The sequence below is a fragment of the Ectothiorhodospiraceae bacterium BW-2 genome (genome assembly GCA_008375315.1).
Taxonomy (GTDB): domain Bacteria; phylum Pseudomonadota; class Gammaproteobacteria; order Thiohalomonadales; family Thiohalomonadaceae; genus BW-2.
Genome location: CP032507.1, coordinates 100,093 through 122,583 on the forward strand (window position 1 = coordinate 100,093; position 22,491 = coordinate 122,583).

The 22,491-nt window shown below is 50.1% G+C and carries 18 protein-coding genes; 5 read left to right on the forward strand and 13 right to left on the reverse strand.

Features of this window, described 5'->3' with window-relative positions:
- Window positions 1–2: 2 nt before the first annotated feature.
- Window positions 3–485 (forward strand): hypothetical protein, encoded by a 483-nt coding sequence (locus D5085_00395; protein QEP41738.1) that lies wholly within the window; start codon window positions 3–5, stop codon window positions 483–485.
- Between the two features lie 122 nt (window positions 486–607).
- Here D5085_00395 and D5085_00400 read toward each other — a convergent pair whose 3' ends face one another.
- The 5 genes from D5085_00400 to rarD form a co-directional block, all read right to left on the reverse strand.
- A complete protein-coding gene (locus tag D5085_00400; GenBank protein QEP44996.1) occupies window positions 608–1,135 on the reverse strand; it encodes an NADH-quinone oxidoreductase subunit F in 528 nt (175 codons plus the stop codon).
- 71 nt (window positions 1,136–1,206) lie between these two features.
- Complete coding sequence (locus D5085_00405; protein QEP44997.1) at window positions 1,207–1,530, reverse strand: sulfurtransferase TusA family protein; 324 nt, start codon at window positions 1,528–1,530, stop codon at window positions 1,207–1,209.
- A 94-nt stretch (window positions 1,531–1,624) separates the two neighbouring features.
- Window positions 1,625–2,224 (reverse strand): TetR/AcrR family transcriptional regulator, encoded by a 600-nt coding sequence (locus tag D5085_00410; GenBank protein QEP44998.1) that lies wholly within the window; start codon window positions 2,222–2,224, stop codon window positions 1,625–1,627.
- Between the two features lie 118 nt (window positions 2,225–2,342).
- Window positions 2,343–5,408 carry a diguanylate cyclase gene (locus D5085_00415; GenBank protein QEP41739.1) on the reverse strand — a complete coding sequence of 1,022 codons (3,066 nt, stop codon included), beginning with the start codon at window positions 5,406–5,408 and terminating at the stop codon, window positions 2,343–2,345.
- A gap of 156 nt (window positions 5,409–5,564) precedes the next feature.
- Window positions 5,565–6,458: an EamA family transporter RarD gene (rarD, locus tag D5085_00420; protein ID QEP41740.1), complete on the reverse strand. Its 894-nt coding sequence runs from the start codon at window positions 6,456–6,458 to the stop codon at window positions 5,565–5,567.
- A 236-nt stretch (window positions 6,459–6,694) separates the two neighbouring features.
- Here rarD and D5085_00425 point away from each other — a divergent pair, with 236 nt between their 5' ends.
- Together D5085_00425 and D5085_00430 are read left to right on the forward strand one after the other, a co-directional pair.
- On the forward strand, window positions 6,695–6,997 hold the full coding sequence (locus tag D5085_00425) for a hypothetical protein (GenBank protein QEP41741.1): 303 nt from the start codon (window positions 6,695–6,697) through the stop codon (window positions 6,995–6,997).
- Between the two features lie 15 nt (window positions 6,998–7,012).
- On the forward strand, window positions 7,013–7,615 hold the full coding sequence (locus tag D5085_00430; protein ID QEP41742.1) for a DUF98 domain-containing protein: 603 nt from the start codon (window positions 7,013–7,015) through the stop codon (window positions 7,613–7,615).
- On the opposite strand, the gene D5085_00435 is transcribed toward D5085_00430, so the two are convergent.
- The 8 genes from D5085_00435 to D5085_00470 form a co-directional block, all read right to left on the reverse strand.
- Window positions 7,581–10,589 (reverse strand): EAL domain-containing protein, encoded by a 3,009-nt coding sequence (locus D5085_00435; protein QEP41743.1) that lies wholly within the window; start codon window positions 10,587–10,589, stop codon window positions 7,581–7,583. The genes D5085_00430 and D5085_00435 overlap by 35 nt on opposite strands.
- Window positions 10,590–10,610: 21 nt before the next feature.
- Window positions 10,611–11,990 carry an exodeoxyribonuclease V subunit alpha gene (recD, locus tag D5085_00440; protein ID QEP41744.1) on the reverse strand — a complete coding sequence of 460 codons (1,380 nt, stop codon included), beginning with the start codon at window positions 11,988–11,990 and terminating at the stop codon, window positions 10,611–10,613.
- Window positions 11,990–13,591 carry a hypothetical protein gene (locus tag D5085_00445; GenBank protein ID QEP41745.1) on the reverse strand — a complete coding sequence of 534 codons (1,602 nt, stop codon included), beginning with the start codon at window positions 13,589–13,591 and terminating at the stop codon, window positions 11,990–11,992. The genes recD and D5085_00445 overlap by 1 nt, the downstream gene beginning before the upstream one ends.
- A gap of 167 nt (window positions 13,592–13,758) precedes the next feature.
- Window positions 13,759–14,625, reverse strand: a complete 867-nt coding sequence (locus D5085_00450) for an ABC transporter substrate-binding protein (GenBank protein QEP41746.1) — start codon at window positions 14,623–14,625, stop codon at window positions 13,759–13,761.
- A 269-nt stretch (window positions 14,626–14,894) separates the two neighbouring features.
- Entirely contained in the window at window positions 14,895–16,130 is a 1,236-nt protein-coding gene (locus D5085_00455) for a molybdopterin molybdenumtransferase MoeA (protein ID QEP41747.1), read from the reverse strand.
- 1 nt (window position 16,131) lies between these two features.
- Window positions 16,132–16,662, reverse strand: a complete 531-nt coding sequence (moaB, locus tag D5085_00460; GenBank protein ID QEP41748.1) for a molybdenum cofactor biosynthesis protein B — start codon at window positions 16,660–16,662, stop codon at window positions 16,132–16,134.
- 47 nt (window positions 16,663–16,709) lie between these two features.
- Window positions 16,710–17,387, reverse strand: coding sequence for a two-component system response regulator NarL (gene narL / locus D5085_00465; GenBank protein QEP41749.1), 678 nt, complete (start codon window positions 17,385–17,387; stop codon window positions 16,710–16,712).
- 13 nt (window positions 17,388–17,400) lie between these two features.
- Window positions 17,401–19,272, reverse strand: coding sequence for a HAMP domain-containing protein (locus tag D5085_00470; GenBank protein QEP41750.1), 1,872 nt, complete (start codon window positions 19,270–19,272; stop codon window positions 17,401–17,403).
- A 269-nt stretch (window positions 19,273–19,541) separates the two neighbouring features.
- Here D5085_00470 and D5085_00475 point away from each other — a divergent pair, with 269 nt between their 5' ends.
- Window positions 19,542–20,810 (forward strand): NarK/NasA family nitrate transporter, encoded by a 1,269-nt coding sequence (locus D5085_00475; protein QEP41751.1) that lies wholly within the window; start codon window positions 19,542–19,544, stop codon window positions 20,808–20,810.
- 51 nt (window positions 20,811–20,861) lie between these two features.
- Complete coding sequence (locus D5085_00480) at window positions 20,862–22,466, forward strand: NarK/NasA family nitrate transporter (protein ID QEP41752.1); 1,605 nt, start codon at window positions 20,862–20,864, stop codon at window positions 22,464–22,466.
- Window positions 22,467–22,491: the final 25 nt, after the last annotated feature.

Below are 22,491 nucleotides of genomic sequence, written 5' to 3' on the forward strand. Positions count from 1 at the left end.
CTGTGAAGAAACTAATATCTCCACCTAAACAAGTTTCTTATAAACGAGTTAATATTCAGCTTCTTTCATCTCATAAAAAGGCTATGAAGGCAAAGATGAAATTGTCTGGCTTAGGAAAAAGCGAATGGGTTTTGCAATCAATTCAGTCTCTATTTAATGACAATGCTATTGTTGATTTGGTTTTAGATGCTGAAGTTATGACTCGGTTTGATGAGAAGGATAATGTCCTTGTCCCTGTGGGATTGCACCAAGAGATGATTCGGATGCTTGACGCCATCACTATATTGGTTCTTCAGGCAAGATTTCATCCTCGTGGACGAGTTACAAAGTCACAAGTACCCCAAATTATTCACCATAGCATAACGGATGATCAAGACTATCGAACAGAGAGAATACCAACAGTGAGTGGATTTATTCGCTCTGCGATTATCAAGGGGCTTTATAGCGATGTTAGTTTTGATAACAGTCATTTCAGCTTGTGTTAGTATCTGTTGTCAAAGTGACTTATTTTGTCAAGATATCTCTTGGCTGTTGTGGATCGTTACACCTGCTACTGCGGAATTAGCAGTAGCAGGGATTTTATTGAGAAGTTCCCTTATCAATACATTCAGACAAATAGATTTACATCGGCCTCAAGCGCTTTCGGTAAAAAGGTCGCGGCACCGACCCAGTCGCTTATACCGTCGATGAACTGGGTTTTTTGGTAGTCAAATAAATCGACTGTCATTTGACAGGCGATCATTCGCACATCTGCTTCGATACATAGCTCGCGCAGTTCTCTAATCGAGGCAACGCCTTTATTGGTAAGAGTTTGGTTCATCATCGAAGTTGCCATCGATTCGAATCCTGGTACTACTGACATAATCGCATTGGGTATCGGAATGGTTTTGCCACGAATCCAGTTGGGTCCGAGCGGTAGTTTCATCGGCATTGCTGGATTGCCTAGTGGCGAAATTCGCAATTGCAACTCTTTTTTTAGCAGTTCTAGTCCATAGAAGGTAAAGAAAATCGAGACATCCCAGCCTAATGCGGTTGCAGTGGAAGCCAGAATAAACGGTGGATAGGCCATATCGAGTGTGCCTTTGGTGGCGATGATGGTCATTGACGGGGTTTTGTTGGCTTGGTGTTCGGCCATTTTTTCGGCAAAACGGTTATCAAACCAGCTATTTAAATCTTCGATTTGTATATTAGGTTGTGCGATTGCGTTCATGAGGTTACTCCGGTTTTGGATATTTTACGAATCTGAAATATAAATTCGCCGTTCTCTTCCCGACTTTCCAATAAAATATTGCCGGTCTGTTTACAAAATGCTTGCAGATCTTTCACCGAACCAGGATCGGTTGCGATGATTTGCAAAATTTCGCCGTCACGCATTGCCGATATCTGCTTTTTGGTGCGTAGTATCGGAAGAGGGCAGTTGAGTCCACGGGCATTTAGTGTAGTCAGTTGGGATGTGCTCACATCGATAGCTCCTGAGTTGGTTGAAGGAAGGTGAGAGTGACATAGGAGACACAGAGACTCTGTTGTCATAATAATAGACCGGTCGGTCAATATTGTTGCCAAAAAAAGCTGTTAATAATAGACCGGTCAGTCAATATGGTGCGGAAAAAAAACGCAGTTGTATTCATTCGATTTCGACTCGAATCAGACGAACCGCAGATCCCATCAGACGGATCAGTTCAGGATCGTTTTGGGTTTTAGCTATGAGGATCACCCCTTCGAGATAGGCGAGCATTGCTAACGCAGTCAACTCCGTATGGAGTGGCGGGAGACTCCCGGCGGCGACAGCTTCATCGAGTGCTTGTCGGAACTGATAACTAGCTTTGTCAAAGACAGCTCTCAATTTGGCGCGTAAGACATCGTCGCGAGTGCTCAGTTCTAGTGCGAGATTACCAAATAAACAACCGGGTAGTCGCCCATCGATATCTTTCGCGGCTTTTTGCCAGTAGTAAATGGCATCGACCATATACTCTAACCGTTCCATGGGGGTAAGGTTGGGATCGAACGACTCGGCAACAAAACCGGTTGCCCAATCCTCAGCCATATTGTCGATTACTGCTACCGCCAGATCTTGTTTAGAAGGAAAGAAATGGTAAAAGCTACCCTTTTGCACTTTGGATAAAGCGCAAATCTCTTGGATGCCGACATCCGCATAGCTGCGACTGTGAAATAAGTCGCGCGCAACTGCGAGGATACGGTTTTTGGTGTTGAGTGTGGGCTGCATAGGGCTTATTTTAATAGACCGGTCGGTAAAGTCAAGGTCAATGGAGAATTTTTTTGCCGCAAGATGGCGTTTCGTTTGGCGGTTGGGTTTGGGGGTAAAAAGGCCTTGATACTGAGCTTTAAGCGGCAACTACCACTCGATTACGCCCACCTTTTTTCGCCTCGTAGAGCGCCGCATCGGCTCGTGATAGCAGCTCACTGGTCGTTTCACCTAGGTGGTGAGAGGCGACACCAAAACTAGCTGTGACTTGATTGACGATCTCAAAAGGGTGTGTTTCGAGAGTAACTCGTATCTTTTCTGCCATATCAGTTAACGATACCTGGTCGCTTTGAGGGATGATAACAATAAACTCTTCTCCCCCCCAGCGGCCGATAAAGTCGCTCTTTCGGGTGGCTGTTGATAAAATGTGTGCAAAGGTAACCAATGTTGAGTCACCTACATGGTGGCCAAACAGATCATTAACCTTTTTAAAATGGTCAACATCGAGAATGATCACCGCAAAGATGATCTGATACCGCTGAGCTAGGTCGAGCTGCTGCTCTAATAGCTCATCGAGTTTGTGCCGATTGTAGAGACCTGTTAGTTGATCGGTTAAGGCTAGCCTCTCTAGCTCTCGTTCATAGGCTAGCGTTTGGGTAATGTTGCGCGTGAGGCCAATAAAACGCATCTCACCACTTTTGGCATCGACAATCAATCGCCCATTAACTTCAGTCCATACGGTTGAGCCATCTCGACAAGGTTGTTCGACCCGTACACAACGGGAGGGGGGATCCTCTCCTCTTAGCGCTATCTCTATAGCTCCTCTCATCTCATCTCGAATGAGTTGGCGTGAGCCCTCGCAGATCACCTCTTCAAAACTCTGTTGCATCACTTCAGCTGGAGTATAGCCGCGAACCTTCTCAACTGAGGGGCTAACATAGATAAAATTTCCCTCAACATCCATTACCCATACCACATCATCTATATTTTCCGCTAACCATGAATATTTCTCATAGGCCTGTTGTAGCTGCCTATTCTTTTCGGCAATGGTTTGATTAATGCGATAAAGTTCACGATGACGCGAATAGCCTAGCAGTACTAATATGACAAAGCCAATAATGACTTTATATAGTAGTGTATAGTCAACTCGTGACTCATAACGAATTGCAAGCCATTTGTTATATGTTTTTTGAATTGTCTCGGCATCAATGGTATCGATCGCTTTTTGCATAATGCCACGCAGTAGCGGCTCATCATTACGGGTGGCAAGGCTGAGCATAAAATCCTGTTCTAATCTACCTGAAATACGAATATCGGTCAGCCCCTCCTGTTGTATGGCCTGTGCTAATGGGGGGAGGGCATCGATATAACCAAACACCTCTCCCGCTCTAACTAGAGCGATACCCTCGTGTAGGGAATCGACTGCAATGATCTCGATATTTGTCGGGCCTGTTTTAAGGAGTTCAGCGGTCGCGTATTCTTGTAACATCGCCATCTTTCTACCCGATAATAGTTGAATGTTATCGACAAAAATTTCACTGTTTCGGGTCGCAATCACAAAGGGAAAAGAGATGTAGGGGCGTGTGAAATCCATATATTGGCGTCGCGTTGGTGTCTCCATCGCTAGAGAGAGGATATCGCACTGGTGCTGTTTTACTAGAGTGAGACTCTCCTGCCAGCTTTGGGTCGGTACTAGCTGTAGCCGAATGTTGCTGCGCCGTTCCATCTCATTAAGGATATCGGCAGCAATACCGATATGTTCGAGCTGATCATCGAGCCCCTCTAACGGCATCCACTTCGGATTAATACACATTTTTATCGTCTGTTTTTGGGTTAAGTAGTTCTGCTCCTCCTGAGTGAAGTGAGCCGCTTTTTTTGGCGTTAAATCTTGAGTTCCCAGCCACTTTTCTGCAAGATCTCTCCACTCTGCCTCCGTGACTGTCGCCATCCCCTTTGTAATAATTGATAGGAGTTGCGGAGTATCGGCACGAATACCAAAGCGGAGATCCTCTCTGCTGATGGTGGGGAGTGTCAATTCGCCGGCTAGACGCAGATTAGTGTAGGCGTGCTCCTTAATCTGTGCATTGATATTGGTCAAATTTTGCATTAAGGCATCCACTTCGCCAAAGACTAACGCTTTGGTTAATGTTTCGTAGGTTTCGTAAACCACTAGATCAAAGCTCTCTAACTGCTGTAGTGCTTTGGTATAGAAAATATCTTTTAATATACCGACCCTCTTACCCTCAAGGCTCGATAATCCATTATAGTAGCCAAAGTCGTTTCGAATATAGATCATAATTGGAATTTCGTAGTAGGGCTCGGTAAATAGAGTGAAGGGTACTCTATCCTCATGATAGGAGATGCTAGAAATCATATCGACCTGTTTTGCCTTAAAGGCACTATAGCCTATGTTCCATATATTAAATTCAGGAATAAAGGTGAGTCCGGTTCTAGCGCTCAGTAGTGCGAGGAGTTGATGCTCAAATCCATCTATTTTACCGTTGTCTTTAAAGCTAAAGGGGGTGAAATCTGGCATCATCGCTACTGAGACTGTTGGGTTCGATTCAAGATAGCGCCGCTCCTCTGTGGTTAACTCAATTGGGGGCGTATCTGCCTCTTTTTGAGTCGAGCCGAGTTGCGTCAATAGGTTGGCGATAGGCTTAACTTTTTTAAGGTCAATGGTGTCGATAGGATAGCTTTTAGGTGGTTCTATGTGTCCTATCTGTTGCGCCTCAAACAGTAGCTGTTCACGGCTCTTGTTTTGGCTGTTATAGTGGCTGAGCATGAGCTCGACAATCTCTTCAGGGTGCTCTTGTGCATACGCTCGGCCACGATCAGTCGCCTTAAGTAGGGCGTCTATCTGTTCTGGCCGATTGTCAATCCACTCCTGAGAGGTAAAGAGACTAATATCGTAGAGTTCGATAGTATTGTGGTTGACAGTGGTGTTATAAGCGGTACCCCAAATACCAAAATCGACTCTGCCCGAGCTAACCTCAGCGACAACATCACTATGTTGACTATATTCTAAAATTTCGACCTCTAGTCCTGCCTCCTGGTAGAATCCTAGCGCTTTAGCCGCATAAAATCCGGCAAACTCAAATTGGTGTTGCCATTGTAACCGTAGTGATACCTTGTCAGTCTCAGCAGAGGCAAGACTCATGGTTATAAACAGTATAATAACAGTAACTAATAGTCGTAAAATCATCTCTATCTCTCAATCTAACCATCTTTCTGACCCAGTAGAAGAGGGTCAAAAACTGAATCGCAATCTTATCAACCCCGAACGATACTCCAAAATACCGCTACGATATGCCTATTTAATCACATTTATGGCGATCAAATTGGAGACAGTCGGCGCAGATTATCTCGTGCTAGCGGCAGATGAAAATGAGCCTAGCGTAAACACAACTAACGCGGCCCATATAAAGCAGAAACCGATGAGCTGTCTCTGTTCAAACGGTTCATTGAAAACCACCACAGCCGTAATAAACTGCATCGTCGGATTAATGTACATCATAAAACCGACCACACTAAGGGGGAGTCGTTTAGCGGCCGCCGCGAAGAGTAGCAGCGGGGTTGCGGTCACCACGCCGCTTAAGAGTAGCAGTAGGTTCGTTAAGGGCTGCGCCACCATAAAGGCTGTATGGTCAAAAAAGAGCAACATCACTACACCATACCCTAGTGCAAAGGGGAACAGCAGCAATATCTCCACACTAAAACCGGTTAGACTATCGACGGCTACCTGCTTGCGCACTAAACCATACCCTCCAAAGGTCAACGCTAATAGTAGCGAGATCCATGGTAACACCCCCTCATGGACAATTAACCATATCAGTCCGGTAATCGCCATGAGAATGGCCCCTTTTTGCCACCCATTTAATACTTCATGCAGAATAAACCGCCCCAAAAAAACACTAACTAGGGGGGTGATAAAGTAGCCTAAACTCGACTCAACCACTCTAGCTTGAGAGACAGCCCAAATAAATACCAGCCAGTTAACAGAAATAAGTAGCGACGACAATAGCAGGCGCCTACGAACTGCTGTTGAGTTTAAGGCCGTTCTAACCTGCTGCTGCCGCTTTAACAGTAGTGTCAGCGCCACAACGACCGCAAATGACCAAAGAATGCGATGCATTAACACATCAGGGGCGGGTACTGCGGCTAAAAAATGGAAAAAGAGCGGAAAAAATCCCCACAGCAGATAGGCACCGATCCCATAAATCGACCCGATATAGCGACTATTTAATCCTTTCATTGCAGCCTGTTACCGTTGATCTCCTTGCTAACGGAAGAGGCGCAAAGATGCCCCTGCTACCACCGACTATCCCTCTCACACACGCTCGCCCCATATCACCTCATGACATAACCCTGATGAGTTGTGCCCAAGTCGTAGCTTAGAGAGCGTAAAAGTTGCATAATACCCGGCGCAGGTGGGGGCTTTTGGTGAAGCCCCCACTCCCCTCTAATTTTTAGCGAAGGCCCTTTTTAACAATGACCGACTCTCCCCCCACGGTTGCCGAATTCAACCGGCAGATTGTATCACTAATGAGACAGTTAGGCACCCAAGCCTTTTGTGCTCAACCCGACAAAAAACCTGACTACACGCTATTTATCGATGGCGATCAGGTTGTGGCAGAGCCTAAGGGGGCTCCTCGATATCCGTATGGTCTCTACCACACCATCGACTCAGGCCTCTCTGACACCGACATTGGACATCATGTGGATCGATGGCTCGCCTCTGGCGAGGCGTATCAAGAGTTTTTAGCGATGAATGTCTGTCGCTATAACTGTTAATGAGTTCGATGTTGTTTGTCGATTGGTTATTTTTTAACCACCATGACTATGCCACACTTAAACAAAAACTATCTTGAGACGCTCTATCTCGGCACTATCGAGGGATCAGAGCCGGTCAACCACGCCCAACTGAGCCCTTTTCAACGGGTGATGTTGGTTGCAGACGGTACTTTAACCCATGCCATTGAGGCTTGGGTCGATGAGGCGGTGTCGGTTTGTAAACTCAATGAGACCACTTTACACACCAAGGAGCCGGTGCCGCTGCTACAGCTTGACCACCGAACGGAGCTGTTACAGCGGGAGATTCTACTCAAAGGGAGCGATAGCAACCGAACTTGGCTCTACGCCTGCTCATTTATCGTATTAGAGCGTATTAGTGCCGCGTTTCGCGACGATTTGATGATATCAAAGCGGCCTATCGGTAAGTTGTGGCGCGACCATCGCACTGAAAACTACAAAGAGATTGTCTCCTGCTGTTGCCACCCCGCACTAGAGTTAGCACAACACTTCAATCTATCTTTACAGCAGACGCTGCTCTCGCGTACCTATCGCGTCTTTAATGGCGGCAAACCTGTCATGATGATTACCGAAAAGCTGCCGCTGAATCTGTTTCGTTAAGCCTTTTTTGCAATGAGGCTAGCGGTAGCGGCCTAGAGAAGAGATACCCCTGACCGTAGTGGCACTGAGACTGTCGTAGAAAATCGCGCTGAGCAGGGGTCTCTATCCCTTCGGCAACCAATTTTAGGTCGAGTTGGTGCGCCATTGAGCAGATCGCCGAGACAATGGCTGCATCGTTGTTATTCTGTTCTAGATCAGCGACAAAGGTTCGATCAATCTTTAGGGTATTAACCGGAAACTTTTTCAGATAGGCTAACGAGCTATATCCGGTACCAAAATCATCAATGGAGAGCGATATTCCCCGTTCGACTAACTGCTGCATCATGGTAATGGTGTAGTTGGTATCGCTCATAATCGCCGTTTCGGTGATCTCCAACTCAAGCCGCTCGGCAGGAAGATCGCTCTGCTGTAGCGCCCGTTCGACGAGTGCGAGGATATCGGCATCACGAAACTGCCGCGGGGAGAGGTTAACCGCCATGCCGAACGGATAGTCAAACTGTTTAGCTAACTGATAAGCATCTTCACACGCCTGCTGTAGCACCCACTCTCCGATAGGTAGAATAAGGCCACTCTCTTCAGCGAGCGGGATAAACTCCTGCGGGGAGACGATGCTGCCATCCTCTTTTTGCCATCTAATAAGCGCCTCCATACCGATAATACGCAGGCTGATCAGATCGACCTTAGGCTGGTAGTAGAGCACAAATTCACGCTTTTCAATCGCTTGGTGTAGCGCTGTTTCGAGGAAAAATCGCCGACTACTGTTAATGTTCATCGCTTCGGAGTAGAACTGAATCGTATTTCCCCCCTCCGCTTTAGCTCGACCCATCGCCTGTTCGGCACAGAGCAGCAGACCGGCATGGGTGGTTGCGTTATCGGGGTAGGTGGCAATGCCAAGCGAGGCGCTTAAATGGAGTGAAAAACCATCTATTTCCATAGGTTTGGTGATACTCGCCACCATGCGTCTAGCGACAATGGCCGCATTCTCCGGCTGTTTTAGTTCGGAGAGAATAATCGAAAACTCATCGCCACTGAAACGGGCAACGGTGTCCGCTTTTCGCCCTTTAGCGTTATTATCCCGTGCGATTAGATCGGTTTTGCGTACAATCTGCTCTAGCTGCTTGGCAACCGATTTTAGGACTTTGTCACCGATGAGATAGCCGAAATTTTCATTCACCTGACGAAATCGATCCAGATTGACCAGTACCAGCGCGGTACTACAGTTATGGCGGCGGCTGACCTCAAACTCATGCTCTAAGCGATGGCGAAACAGGGTGCGGTTGGTCAGGCCGGTGAGTTGATCATAGTGTGTCAGATACTCCAGCTCTCGTTCGGTGCTCTTTTGGTGGGTCAAATCTTCGAACATAGCGACATAGTTGACTACCTCACCCTCTTGGTTCAGCAGGCGATCGATATAGAGATATTTGGGGTATATCTCACCGTTAGCACGGCGATCCCATATCTCCCCCTCCCAGTGGTTATCCCGATTTAACTGTTGCCACATCTGTTGATAGAACTCATCACTCTGCTGTTCCGATTTACCTATTGAGGGTTTGGCGCCGATAACCTGCTCACGGCTAAAACCGGTTAAGGTGATATAGGCCTGATTGACCTCGATAATGGTGTTCTCTTTATCGGTAATGACCACCGCTTGGCGGCTATTTTGCATCACCTCCCGCACTAGCTGTAGCTGATTTTGGGTCTGGTGGTGCTTCTCGATCTCCTGTAGCAGCTCGGTGTGGCGCTGCTCTAGGGCCGAAGTGCGTTCAGCGACCTGCTGTTGTAGCCGCTTCTCTAAGGTGGTGCGCTGGGTAAACTCTTGTTTTATTTTGCGGTGAAGTTGTAGAAAAGCGGCCCTTAATAGTTCAATCTCTTTAATAAAGAACGGCTTTTCAAGCGCCCGTTCATCAAAGGATTCGTTATTGTAGTGGCTCATAGTGCGCTTGAGTAGCTGGATCGGGTGGCAAAGTGTGGTCGCGGCGATAAGAGCTAACACAATCCCTCCAATAAACACTAGCAGTGAGATGCCGGTAGCGTAGCGCAACTTATCGTTATACTGGGCGGGAAAGAGCTGTCGATGCCCAACCTCAATATAGAGGCTCATCGGGTGGCCGCTGTGGCTTGGGCCGATCGAAAAGTGGTGCAGTGCTCCTATCGAGTCGTCGTGCAGTACGATCTGCTGCTGTGGCTGGCCCTCTCTAGCTAAAGTCTGAGCGAGGGGTAGGGTAGGCTCTTGACCAACATGAAAGATAGTCTCACCCCCTTCCCGAAATAGGGTAATGCTAGCCTCCGGCCAAGGGAGAGTGTCGGCTAGCTGCTCTAGCGCAGCGCCAAGATTGTGTTGTGCCACCACGATAGCGACAAGCTGCTGTTTATCATAGACAGGCACCATGAGCTGCTGCACCAGGTTCGTCCCCGCACTATTATCATCACTCACGACCGATAGAGTATGAATGGTAGAGCAGCCACAATCGGCCTGTTGCTGCTCAAACAGTGCCAGCACTGTCTGAAAATCACTCGTCTCAGTGGGGGTGTGATCGATACGGCTATCGGTAGGATAGAGGTAGATATTCTCCCCTTCACGAGCGACTGAAATGAGATCTGTTTGGTTCTCAACCCCAAGCAGTCTGACTTGGGTAATTGTCTCAATATGGCGAACATAGTCTTGAAAGAGTTGGGTCACTGTCTGCTGAATTGAGTGGTGCAGCTCCTGATCGCTGTTAGGTGAGTTAAGCTGTACAAACTGTTCTACTGACCAGTTGTTACGAATAATATTGAGGTAGGGGAGGGGCTCCTCTATCTGGCGGCGTAGCAGATTGACCGCTCGACTCGTCTCGAAAGCGAGGGTCTCGCCACTTTTTTCAATAAAGAGTGATTGTAACTGTAGCCGAGTGCTATACCAAAGCAGCATCGATGAGAGGGTTAATAATAATAAGAACCATCCAGTAAGTGCCTGTTTTATCGATATGTTTATCATAAGTAGATTGCTTAAATTTTATCAAAGTCCTTCAGCTAGGCCGCTACTGCGTAGAATGCGGTTCTCAATACACTGTGCTAACACCTGTCTCTTAGCGGCAAACAGGGTAAAGCGTGATTTTGCCCGAGTTATCGCGGTATAGAGTAGCTCCCGCGTCAGTAATGGCGTGGTGTAGGGGGGTAATAGTAGCGCACAGTGGTCAAACTCAGAGCCTTGCGATTTATGCACAGTGAGGGCGTAGCTACTCTCTACCTCCCCTAAACGGCTCGGTAATACCCACTGAATCTCTCGCTTTGTGCCGCTCTTTGGCAGGCGTTCAAAGGCGACTCTTAGCTGGCCATCGGCCCGTCGTAGGGTGATGCCGACATCGCCATTCATCAGGCCTAAAGCGTAGTTATTGCGCAGCACAATGACCGGTCGTCCCACATACCACTCATGGCCGCTAGCGACCCTATCTGCCTGCTGTAGCCAAGCTTTGATGTGGCGATTCATCTCACTGGCCCCCCACTCCCCCTCTTTGAGGGCACAGAGGAGTTGGAACTGGCGTAGCTGTTGTAGTAGCTGTCGCGCCTCCTCATCACCACTCCCTGTCACTGAGATGGTTTTTAGCCACCTCCCCATCGCCTCAATGACGACTGTTTTTAGGGCGTTATCGTTGACTCGCTTAAGTTGTACCCAGCGCAGGGAGCTCTCCGCGCCCTCGCTCGCCCTAAGTTGCTGGAGGCTCTGCTCGATCTCACCGCGATTAACCGCCATAGCTAGCTGACCAATCGCACCGCCAAAGCGGTAGCTGTGGCGCAACATCACCGTGGCCTGATTGATGCGACTCCCCTCACCTTGCCAAGGGGTTAAATCGGCGGTGGTATAGGGTTGCATCTGTTTTAAGGTGGCGTCGTCGTACCCCCCCTGCTCAGCACCACGGCAGAGCTCACCTAGCACCGCACCCGCTTCGACCGAGGCGAGTTGATCTTTATCACCTAGCAGAATCAGTCGCGCCTCTGGCCGCAGTGCCTGCATCAGCGCCGCCATCAGCTCTAAATCGACCATGGAGGCCTCATCGACCACCACCACATCTTCGACTAGCGGTCGGCCGGCGTGGTGGCGAAAGCTCTGGTGGTGTAGCTGTACGCCTAGCAGGCGATGTAGCGTCATAGCGCGGGTCGGTAGGTGGGCAGCCGATGAGGTGGGGAGCTGTGAGAGTGCCCCAACAATCGATTCGGTCAGTCGTGCGGTCGCTTTTCCGGTTGGCGCGGTTAGGGCGATAGTTAGTTTACCCTCGGCCTGCTGTTGTAGCGCCGCTAACAGCTTGGTGACTGTGGTAGTTTTGCCGGTGCCGGCACTGGCCTCTATCAGCCGAATGTTGTGCAGTGGAAAGGTAAGCGGATTGAGGGGGGAGGACATTAGCGCGCTCCTTCCGTTTGAGAGGGCGAGGGGTGCCACTGCCAAGGGGTCTCGACTAGGGGGCCATAGAGGTAGGCGGCCTGTTCGGCGAAGCCGGCTTTTAGCAGCGTCTCGAAGTCGGGGTAGTAGCGCTGTAGTGGCGGTGAGCTCTCCCGTTCGCCTGTCGTTTGGTAGCCCCCTTCGTAGAGCTCGCGACTGCTCTTCTCGATGGCAATTAAGAGCGGGTTGTGGCCCCGTTGACGCTGATCGGCTAGGGTGTAGCCGATATAGCGGTAATCGTTGTTGTCGATACGCCCGAAGACGGCATGAATGGCAGCGGCATAGTGGTGAATATCGGGCATCATCACCATACAATCACCCGGTTGCAGGGTTGGATCGGCGGCTAGATCACCAATCAGTCGATCTTGGAGAATCTCTACCTCCCGTTGACGGGAGTGGGCGATGTGAAAAGTGACCGAGCGATCCTCCGCATCAAGTTGACGGGGGGGGGAGGGGAGGGGGCGCAGTTCGAGAATATCGCGCTGTAGCTGCTGTAGCAGGCTCCCCTCTCCCTCTGGCAACGGCTCATCAAAGAGATCGATCTGCTTAAACCACTGCTGGTAGTGCTCGGGATGGTCAAACTCCTGTAGATAGTTGATATAGTCGCGCCCCTGTTTGCCTAGTGAGGCGAGCAGAGGGGGGGCGTGGAGGTGGAGAGTATCGGGATCGAGCTCTAGCGGCACCCCCTCTCTTCGTTGCTGTCGCCAGCGTCGTTTGCGCACCTCATCTTTAAGCAGGGTAATATCGCCCCAGTAGTAGCGACAGGGGTTCAAAATGGTCATCAGCACCTGTCGTTGCGAACTCAGCGCCGCTAGCAGTTCAACACTCTGTTCGGGCAAGGTGGCGATACCAAAGACCACTAGCCGTTCAGGTAGCGCCTCGGGGTGGGCGATCTCTCCTTGTTGCAGTGCCTTAAACGCCTGTCGATGGACATCGGCCCGACTAGAGAAGGGCTGCACGGCTTCACGCAGCGCCATATCGTCACGCAGGGCACGCCATAGCGCCGGCTGCCACCGCTGGGTTTCGGGAACCGCAACGCTTTTGCCACTCATATCGGGCAGGTTATCTCTACCTTGGCTCCACTCGTTGAGCCAGTCAGCGCGATAGACCTGATACTGGTCAAATAGATCGGCTAGGCGGAGGGCTAGATGGTAGGCTTTAAGCTGCTGTTCGTCGTGTTGCAGATAGCGGGCGATAGGGGCAAAGAGGGGGGCATGGATTAATGAGGGCAGTAGTTGCAAAATACGCCAGCTAAGATTGCCTTTATCGTAAGGGAGGTGCTTAGGGACGACAGGACCTAAGGCGGCTCGATAGAGCTGCCACACAAACTGGTTAGGCAGTTCAATCTCTACTCCGGCAGCCACGCCTGGGCCGTTAAAGTCGCGACTGGCCAGCGCCATCTTTAGCCACTGGGCGATGCCGTTGGACTGCACTAAGATGGTCTCTTTTGCCAGAGGAGCCACCGGCTGCTCTCTCATCCATTGAATGATTAGCTGTCGTAGCTGCTCCATATCGTTGCTGTAGATGATAGCCAGCCCGGGTTGGGGGAGAGTGTGTGGCATCAATAACCCGACTTCACGCTCTGCGCTATCCCTACTTTGTTCACCGCCATCGCTCCTCCTCTGTTATCTCACCGAGGCAGGATACCACACACTCTCCCTGAGTCGCTAATGCCGTTTAGGGTGACTTGCGGTGACAGTACGCTAACTAGACCTAGTCTATTAGGTCATTAAGGGAGGCAACGCTCGGTTGCTGCTTGAATTTTTTGAAGCTCACCGGAAGTGGCCATCTGCTTTAACTGCTCGTTCATACCGGCCAAAATCGCGGGGTAACCCGGTTTTTTAGTAGAAAATGCCAAATATAAGCTCTTCTCTTCCATAACCGGATAGAGCGGTTCGAGCCGTGCTAGATAGGCCTCTGCCTCCTGGGCAGAAAAATGAGTATGGATTAAATGGCGAAACACAAACGGGTCTCCCACAATTAGGTTGACTCGATTGTTGTAGAGTTTTTTGAGATTGAGCAGATCGGAAGGCGCTTTACTGATCGCAAAGAAGCCATTTTTCATCAGCATATCAAATTCAGTCGTGTTTTCGTAACCATCTACCACGCCAATTCGTTCGCCTTTAATCGACTCATATTGACCATTCCAAGCGGTTGCATAATCCTTGCGTTTCCAGAACATTAGCGGTCCACTCGGAAATCCTTCGCTCAGTTCGAGCAGATCGAGACGCTTTTTACCGCTAACAATGTCAGAGTCAGCCTCTTTGCCAATGTCATATTCAGGAAATAGAATATCTGCTTGACCCGTTTCAACCATCATCACAGCCCGTTTCCAGGGCAAAATTTCGACCTTAGCCGCGTAGCCCTGTTGCATAAGCCCGTGCACCACCACTTGGGTTACCCATCCTAAGCCGCACATATCTGCGCCGACATAAGGTTGCCAGTCGAGTGTTGTCAGATGGATAAGTTGCCGTTTGCCATCATCATTAAATGAAAAAAGATTGTTGTCTAGTTGTCTGCTCTGATAGAGCTCAAAAGCGGTGGCAAGCTGACAAAAAGATAGCCATAAAACCAACCACAATAGTTTTTTACCCACAGTGATTCCCTCCTTAAGTTTTAGGGGAAGATTACAGTTAAAGTAAAGTCGAAGTGCTTTAAAACTTCACAATCTTTACAAGATTTTGTCACATATCAGTAACATATCAAATAAAAAATAAGTTGAGTTTGCCTTCGGTAAGCATCGGTTGCTAATCTACGAAAAAAGATTCTATAGTGCAACTCAATTTATATTAATTATATATATGAATTATATTAATCTCTGTCAGTTAACCCTCTCTCTCCCCCGTAGGGGAGGGCTACTCTAGCCTAGAGTAGCTGTTCAAACGGATAGTAGTCGATACACTCTCCGGGGGTGATGGCGTGCCCGGTCGGGATTTTAGCCAGACCATCGGCCCAACTGATCGAGGTGAGCACACCAGAGCCCTGATGGGGAAACCGGGTCAACTGTCGCTGCCCCTCTACCATCTCTAAGCGCACTCTTAGGTACTCCTGCCGTTTAACTTTAGGCCAACTAAAGGCGGCCTGCATCGGCAGTGGCTGCGGGTGGTAGCGACTCATCCCCTGCCTTTTTTTAATAAACGGTGCCGCAAAGAGGGTAAAGGTGACAAAGACTGAGACCGGATTGCCCGGCAGACCGATAAAGGGGGTGTGATCGAGATGGCCAAAGGCGAGCGGTTTGCCCGGTTTCATCGCCACGCGCCACATCGATAGCTGACCGAGCTGTTCGATAGCGTGACGAACATGATCCTCTTCACCGACCGAGACTCCGCCGGTTGTCATGATCAGATCGATGCTAGCTGTGAGCGACTTTAGCGCCGCCATGGTAGCCGCTAAGCTATCTTCAACGATCCCTAAGTTGATCACTTCACACCCCATCTGTTGCAGCAGGGTGGTTAATACAAAGCGGTTGGAGTCGTAGATCTTTCCCTCTGGTAGGGGGGTGCCTGGCTCAATCAGCTCATCACCGGTAAAAAATATCCCTACTTTAAGGCGGCGGTAGAGCGAAAGAGTGGCGCGGCCGACCGAGGCGGCTAACCCTAGCTCCTGTGGGCGCAGGCGCCTACCTTGGCTTAATACCTTACTCCCTTGAGTGATATCTTCCCCTTTGGCTCTGACATTCTCTCCGGCAGAGATCGCGCCTTGAAAAACCACCTCATTCGCTGCCATCGTTATCTGCTCTTGCATTATCACACTATCGGCCCCCGGCGGAATGGGGGCGCCGGTAAAGATACGGGCGACTGTCCCGCGCTGTAGCGGTGTCCCGATCTCGCCAGCACAGATTCGTTGGGAGATGGCTAAGCGATTCTCCCCTGCGTGGCTATCTTCATGGTGCAGTGCGTAGCCATCCATCGCGCTATTATCGTGTGGCGGCACATCAATCGGTGAGGTGATTGTTTCGGCTAGCACGCGCCCTAGGGCGCTCGTTAAGGGTAGCGCCTCACTCTCTGTTAATGGCACCGCTTGGGATAGCATCTGCGCTAGTGCCTCATCAACGGTGAGCAGCCCTTTTGTTGCTTGAGTATCACATCCACACGCTGTCATGTTACTGCTCCATAAACCGAGGCATTAGCTCGACCAGATTACAGGGGCGGTGGGTGGCGTCGAGCTGATGGCGAATAATCTCCTCCCAGCCATCGCGACAGGCACCGGGAGAGCCTGGCAGGCAGAAGATAGCGGTCCCATTGGCTAGACCGGCGACGGCACGCGATTGAATGGTCGAGGTTTTAATGTGTTGGTAGGAGAGGGAGCGAAACAGCTCGCCAAAGCCATCAATCTCTTTATCAAATAGTGGTCGTACCGCCTCAGGAGTGATATCGCGTCCGGTGAGGCCGGTACCGCCGGTGGTTATGATGGCGTGAATCGCCTCATCGACAATCCAGTGGCAGAGGGTGGCGCGAATTTGGTAGCGGTTATCGGCGACAATCTTTTTAGCCGCTAGGTGGTGGCCGGCGGCGGTCAACTGCTTGGCCAGCTCCCCTCCTGCGGTGTCGCTCTCTTCGGTACGGCTGTCAGATATCGTCATCACGGCGATATTAAGTGGGATAAATAGCGCATCGGCTCGGGTTTGGAACATCGGTCTCTCTACTCCAGGTTAGTTAAATTAAGTTAAGTTGAATTAAGTTAAGCCAAGTTTTGGCTGTTCATTGCCCACACCGCAGCTTCGACGCGGGTACGCAGGTTCAATTTTTTGAGAATATGTTTGACATGCACCTTAACGGTGGTATCGCTAATGCCTAACTCTCGTGCAATCAGTTTATTGCTATGCCCTTGGCTTAGGTGGATAAGGATCTGCTGCTCTCGCTCGGTCAGCCCCGCTTGACTCTGGTTAAGCGGGGTGGTGGGTTGACCCCGAATAACATTCGCTAGTTGTACCGCTAGCCGGCCACTGACGACCAGTTTACCTAGTGCGGCTTGACGAAAAAACTCCAGAGTCTCCTCCGGATCCATATCTTTAAGTAGATAGCCATCGGCACCGGTACGCAGCGCTTTAACGACATCCTCCTCGTGATCGGAGACAGTGAGCATAATGATACGGCTATCAATATCGCTCTCTTTGAGCTGTTGTAGTACCGCTATCCCATCCATTCCCTTCATATTGAGATCGAGAATAATCAGATCAGGTTGCAGCTCTAGCGCTAACGCCACCCCTTTTTGGCCACTATCGGCCTCTCCTATGAGCTGTAGTTTCGGTTCAAGGGCAATGAGATCGGCAACTCCTTTGCGAAACAGGGGGTGATCATCAATCAAGAGTACGGTCGCTGTGGTTGCAGCTAGATCTATCGGGGGGGGTAGGGTCATCTCTATCCTTAGGTTATAGGGCGGCCTTAAAGCGGAGTTTAACGCAGGTGCCGCCCATGGTTGAGGGTTGGAGCTGTAACACTCCTTGGAGCTGTTTGGCTCGCTCCTCCATAATCGTCATGCCGTAGTGGTGTCGCTGGGGCTCGCTCTGGGGGGGGATGCCGATACCATCATCCTCAATGGTGGCGGTGACAATCCCATCGGTATCGCAGTTCAAGGTAACGCACGCTTGGGTCGCGTGGGCGTGGTGGACGATATTGGAGAGCGCTTCACGAATAATCTGTACTAGATGGACTTCGCTGTTCGGCTTTAGAGGGCACCCGCCTAATTGATAGTTTAGACTCATCGCGGTGTCGCTGTGGCGGCTGAATTCGGCCAGGGTCGTTTGCAGAATCTGTTTTAGATCACCATCCCCTAACTGGAGGCGAAAGGTGGTTAATAGCTCGCGTAGTTGACGATAGGCGCTAGTGAGACCATCGGAGAGCTCGGCAATAATCGGTTGAGCCTTATCGTTCTGCTCGCTCTGAGCGAAAACTCGTTTAAGTAGTGCGACCTGAATTTTTAGGTAGCTTAGTGATTGGGCTAACGAGTCGTGCAGCTCTCTTGCGATGGTGCTGCGCTCCTCCATCAGCGCCAAGATATGGCCTTGGGCCGCTTGCTGTTGTCGCTGCAGCGCCATGGCAATATGGCTAGCAACCGTATCGAGTAGTTTTCTTTGCCAATCATGCAGCGGCTCTTTGTGAGGGATGTCGAGTCGCAAAATACCGTACTGCTGGCCATTATCGCAAATGGGGATCGAGAGGGTTGCGCTATCGGTCGCAGAGGTGAGAAAACAGTGGCCGCAGTCGGGGAGGGGGCACGGCTCCTTGGAACCCGATAGGGCAGGACGGGTCGAGGCGAGCCTGAGGGCAGGTTGTTGCTGTGACTGCTGCTTGCTATCCCCTAAACAGAGTGTTCCCGGCCCGATGCCGCTGAGTCGTTCAATATCGTACAGTAGCGACTGGTAGCTCTCTGCGGTAAGCGGTAGCTGGTTTAGACGGCGAGTGGTGTTGTAGAGCAGCTCTAGCGAGCGGTTACTACGCTCTAAGTTAGCGGTCTGCTGCTGTACCCGAATCTCCAGTTCGTCATACATTCGGGCTAAATCTTGCGCCATGAGGTTAAAGGCGCTGCTAAGCTGTCCGAGCTCATCGTCACCACGATGATCTATCTGCCAATCAAAATGGCCTTGGCGACTCGCTTTCGCCGCCTCTAATAGCTGTTGCAACGGTATAATAACGCGACGGTAGAGCAGAACCATGGAGACGATGACGACGACTACGGTTAAGAAGAGGGAGATGATTTGGATCAGTCGTAGCTTTCGAATTTGGGTTTCGCTATTGTGCTCTAGCTCCGCCACCATGGTGTTGATAAGGGTGACATACTCATCGATTTGAGCCAGATAGTCGCTAGCATCCATCGGGGCGGATGCGGGTTGCAGCGCCTGTTTTAGCATCGGTTCGAGCTGTTGTTGCCAGTGGTGGATAATTTGTCGGTAGAGGTGACCTACAGATAATTTGCTATGGCGCTGCAGCAGCCACTCCAGATGGGGTGCAAATAGGCGTCGGCTAAACTCACTCATGCGCTGTTCCACTTGCAGAGCTACAGTGAGTGTACGCTCTTGTCCGATATAGAGGTTGAGCTGGCTGGCGATGCGGTAGGAGTGCATCCGCAGCGCACCGGCTTGATTAATAGCGGTGGCGTGCCCTTCGAGCGTTTCAGCGATGAAGACGGAGCTTAGCATACTGGAGAAGGCGAGCAGGGTAATGGCCGTCATCGCGATCCCTAACTGTAGCAGCAGTGACTGTTTGGTGATCTCTATCATGGCGCATAGCTTAATGGGTTTCATCCTAAAAGACACGGGGTAGCGTGAGTGTTATTGGGAGTACACCTAAAATATCATTCGGTGAGTGATGCCTCAGTTTGTTGTTGGGCTACAATTTTTATTTGCGTTTAAAATCAGTTAGTTAATTAATATACCACCCGCTACTCCCTTGGTGGTAATCCGATTTTTTTAGTCGGGTATTGGCCTATTGCAGCCGCTACTCACTCCCCTTTAGCATGGCTCACTTCGTTGTTTTAACCATCATTAATCACTTTAAAGGGGGGAGGCATTTTATGCCAAGTCATCAAACCAAACAGCTCTCTGTGCTGACTATGAATACCTTGGCCTTTACCGCCTGCTTTGCGGTTTGGGTTATCTTCTCCATTATTGGTATCCCGATTAAAGAGCTATTAGAGCTCAATGAGACCCAGTTTGGGATCTTAATCGCGATGCCCATTCTAACCGGCTCTCTGCTACGGCTGCCGGTCGGTATGCTGACCGATAAGTATGGGGGGCGAATTGTCTATTTTCTGCTGCTCTGTACCGTACTGGTTCCGCTCTGGTTTATCGGTTCAGCGACCGAGTATTGGCAGTTTCTGGTGCTAGGGTTGATGGTTGGGGTCGCCGGTGCCTCCTTTTCGGTCGGCATCGCTTACACCTCGCGCTGGTTTACGAAAAAGAACCAAGGCTTTGCCATGGGTATCTTTGGAGCCGGCAACGCCGGTGCGGCGCTAACTAAGTTTGTCGCCCCCTCCATTGTGGTCACCTATGGCTGGCAGGCGGTGCCCCATGTCTATGCGATTGCGATGTTTGTGGTGGTGGTGCTCTACTGGTTTTTTACCTACGAAGATCCCGACCATAAAGTCCACTCCTCGGTCACTTTTCGCCAGCAGCTACAGGTGCTTAAAGACCCACGGGTATGGAAATATTGCCAATACTACTCATTAGTCTTTGGCGGCTTTGTCGGCCTCTCTCTGTGGATGACTAAATATTATATGGCCGAGTATGGCTTCGATATTCAGACCGCGGCACTGTTAGCGGCCGTTTTTGTGCTGCCATCGGGGATTATTCGTGCCCTAGGGGGGTGGTTTTCAGATCGCTATGGTGCCTATAAGGTGACCTGGTGGGTGATGTGGATCTCTTGGGTCTGCCTCTTTTTAATGTCCTATCCACAGACTGAGATGACGATAAAAACCGTCAACGGTCCAATGAATTTCGATTTAAGTCTCAATGTCTGGGTCTTTACCCTACTGCTATTTATTGTCGGTATTGCTTGGGGCTTTGGTAAGGCTTCCGTGTTTAAATTTCTCTCCGATGAGTATCCCGATAACATCGGTGTCGTCTCCGGTATTGTCGGTCTCGTTGGGGGGATGGGCGGTTTCTTACTGCCGATTATGTTTGGCGCTCTAGTCGATATCACCGGCATTAATAGCGCTATCTTTATGCTGCTCTATGGAGCGACAACCGTCTCTTTAGTCTGGATGCACTACACCTTTGCTAAAGATAAAAAGCGACAGGATATGGAGCAGGCGATTTTAGAACACGGCTCGACTCGCCCATAACCGTCCACTCTCTACTCATCTAACTTAACTTAACTCTTAAAGAGGTCAACTATGTCCGATCTACATCGATGGAATCCGGAAGATACCCACTTTTGGGATTCAGAGGGGAGGAGGCTTGCCTATCGCAACCTCTGGATATCGATTCCTAGCCTATTGTGCGGCTTTGCCGTCTGGCTCTATTGGGGAATTATTACCGTACAGATGCTCAATTTGGGGTTTCCCTTCGCTAAAGCGGAGCTCTTTACCTTGGCGGCGATTGCCGGACTTACCGGCGCGACGCTGCGGATCCCCTCTAGCTTCTTTATCCGTATTGCCGGTGGTCGTAACACCATCTTCTTTACCACGGCGCTACTGATGTTGCCTGCCATCGGTACCGGTATTGCGCTACAGGATAAGGATACGCCGCTATGGGTGTTTCAACTATTGGCGTTTCTCTCCGGTTTAGGGGGGGGTAACTTTGCCTCGTCGATGTCTAACATTAGCTTCTTCTTCCCTAAGCGGATGCAGGGGTTAGCGTTAGGGCTCAATGCCGGACTAGGTAACGCTGGGGTGACCACCATGCAGATTTTGATTCCGCTGGTGATGACCTTTGGTCTGTTCGGTGGCGATGCGATGATTCTGGAGAATACCTCCGGCACCCTCATTGGCAAAATTCCCGCCGGCTCCGAGACCTGGATCCATAATGCCGGTTTTGTCTGGTTGCTGCTGCTAATTCCGCTGGCGGTGGCCGCTTGGTTTGGGATGAATAATATTCGTACCGAAGAGGTCTCCCCCTCGATCGGCTCTCCGATTGGGGCGATGTCTAAAATTACCCTCATGTTACTAATCGGGTTTTTAACCGCCGCTGTCGGTCTCTATATCATCCTGCCGGCACCGACCGGATTAGGAGCACCTAGCTGGGCGAAGTGGCCGGCGATTGCGGGGGTTATCTTCGCTACCGTGATGCTAATGAAGCTCATTCCGGGTGATATTAAGCCTAACTTGCAGCGGCAGTTCAAAATCTTTGGCAATAAGCACACTTGGGTGATGAGTATTATCTACACCATGACCTTTGGTAGCTTTATCGGCTACTCCGCCGGCTTTGCCTTAGCGATTAAGGTGGTGTTTGGCTATCAGCATGTCGAAATTGATGGGGTTTTAACGCACGACTTAATTAATCCTAACGGCCCCTCAGCCCTAATGTATGCCTGGATGGGGCCGTTTATCGGTGCCTTAATTCGACCACTAGGGGGCTGGATGGCCGATAAGATGGGGGGGGCGAAGGTGACCCAATACTGCTCGATTGTGATGATAGGTAGCGCCCTTGGCGTGGCCTATTTTCTCAAAATGGCGTATCAGTCGGCGACGCCAGAGGAGTTCTTTGTCCCCTTCTTAGTGCTGTTTTTAATCCTCTTTGCCGCTACCGGTATCGGTAATGGATCGACCTTCCGTACCATCTCTCAGGTCTTTCCGAAAGAGCAGGCCGGGCCGGCCTTAGGCTGGACTTCAGCGGTGGCAGCCTATGGCGCATTTCTAATACCGCAAATTTTTGGTGAACAGATTAAAGCGGCAACCCCAGAGAATGCTCTCTACGGTTTTGCCATCTTCTATGTGATCTGTTTGGTGTTGAACTGGTGGTACTACCTCGGCCCTAAGGCTGAATTTAAGAACCCTTAGCTTTTAACCGGCGTTATGAGTAACT

Excerpts from the sequence above, each read along its gene's own strand:
- D5085_00480 (QEP41752.1), top strand. The coding sequence starts at position 20,862 with ATGTCCGATCTACATCGATGGAATCCGGAAGATACCCACTTTTGGGAT.
- moaB (QEP41748.1), bottom strand. The coding sequence starts at position 16,662 with ATGTTCCAAACCCGAGCCGATGCGCTATTTATCCCACTTAATATCGCC.
- D5085_00445 (QEP41745.1), bottom strand. The coding sequence starts at position 13,591 with ATGCCACACACTCTCCCCCAACCCGGGCTGGCTATCATCTACAGCAAC.
- D5085_00435 (QEP41743.1), bottom strand. The coding sequence starts at position 10,589 with ATGATAAACATATCGATAAAACAGGCACTTACTGGATGGTTCTTATTA.
- recD (QEP41744.1), bottom strand. The coding sequence starts at position 11,990 with ATGTCCTCCCCCCTCAATCCGCTTACCTTTCCACTGCACAACATTCGG.
- D5085_00400 (QEP44996.1), bottom strand. The coding sequence starts at position 1,135 with ATGGCCGAACACCAAGCCAACAAAACCCCGTCAATGACCATCATCGCC.
- D5085_00475 (QEP41751.1), top strand. The coding sequence starts at position 19,542 with ATGCCAAGTCATCAAACCAAACAGCTCTCTGTGCTGACTATGAATACC.
- narL (QEP41749.1), bottom strand. The coding sequence starts at position 17,387 with ATGACCCTACCCCCCCCGATAGATCTAGCTGCAACCACAGCGACCGTA.
- D5085_00455 (QEP41747.1), bottom strand. The coding sequence starts at position 16,130 with ATGACAGCGTGTGGATGTGATACTCAAGCAACAAAAGGGCTGCTCACC.
- rarD (QEP41740.1), bottom strand. The coding sequence starts at position 6,458 with ATGAAAGGATTAAATAGTCGCTATATCGGGTCGATTTATGGGATCGGT.
- D5085_00470 (QEP41750.1), bottom strand. The coding sequence starts at position 19,272 with ATGAAACCCATTAAGCTATGCGCCATGATAGAGATCACCAAACAGTCA.
- D5085_00425 (QEP41741.1), top strand. The coding sequence starts at position 6,695 with ATGACCGACTCTCCCCCCACGGTTGCCGAATTCAACCGGCAGATTGTA.
- D5085_00405 (QEP44997.1), bottom strand. The coding sequence starts at position 1,530 with ATGACAACAGAGTCTCTGTGTCTCCTATGTCACTCTCACCTTCCTTCA.
- D5085_00415 (QEP41739.1), bottom strand. The coding sequence starts at position 5,408 with ATGATTTTACGACTATTAGTTACTGTTATTATACTGTTTATAACCATG.
- D5085_00410 (QEP44998.1), bottom strand. The coding sequence starts at position 2,224 with ATGCAGCCCACACTCAACACCAAAAACCGTATCCTCGCAGTTGCGCGC.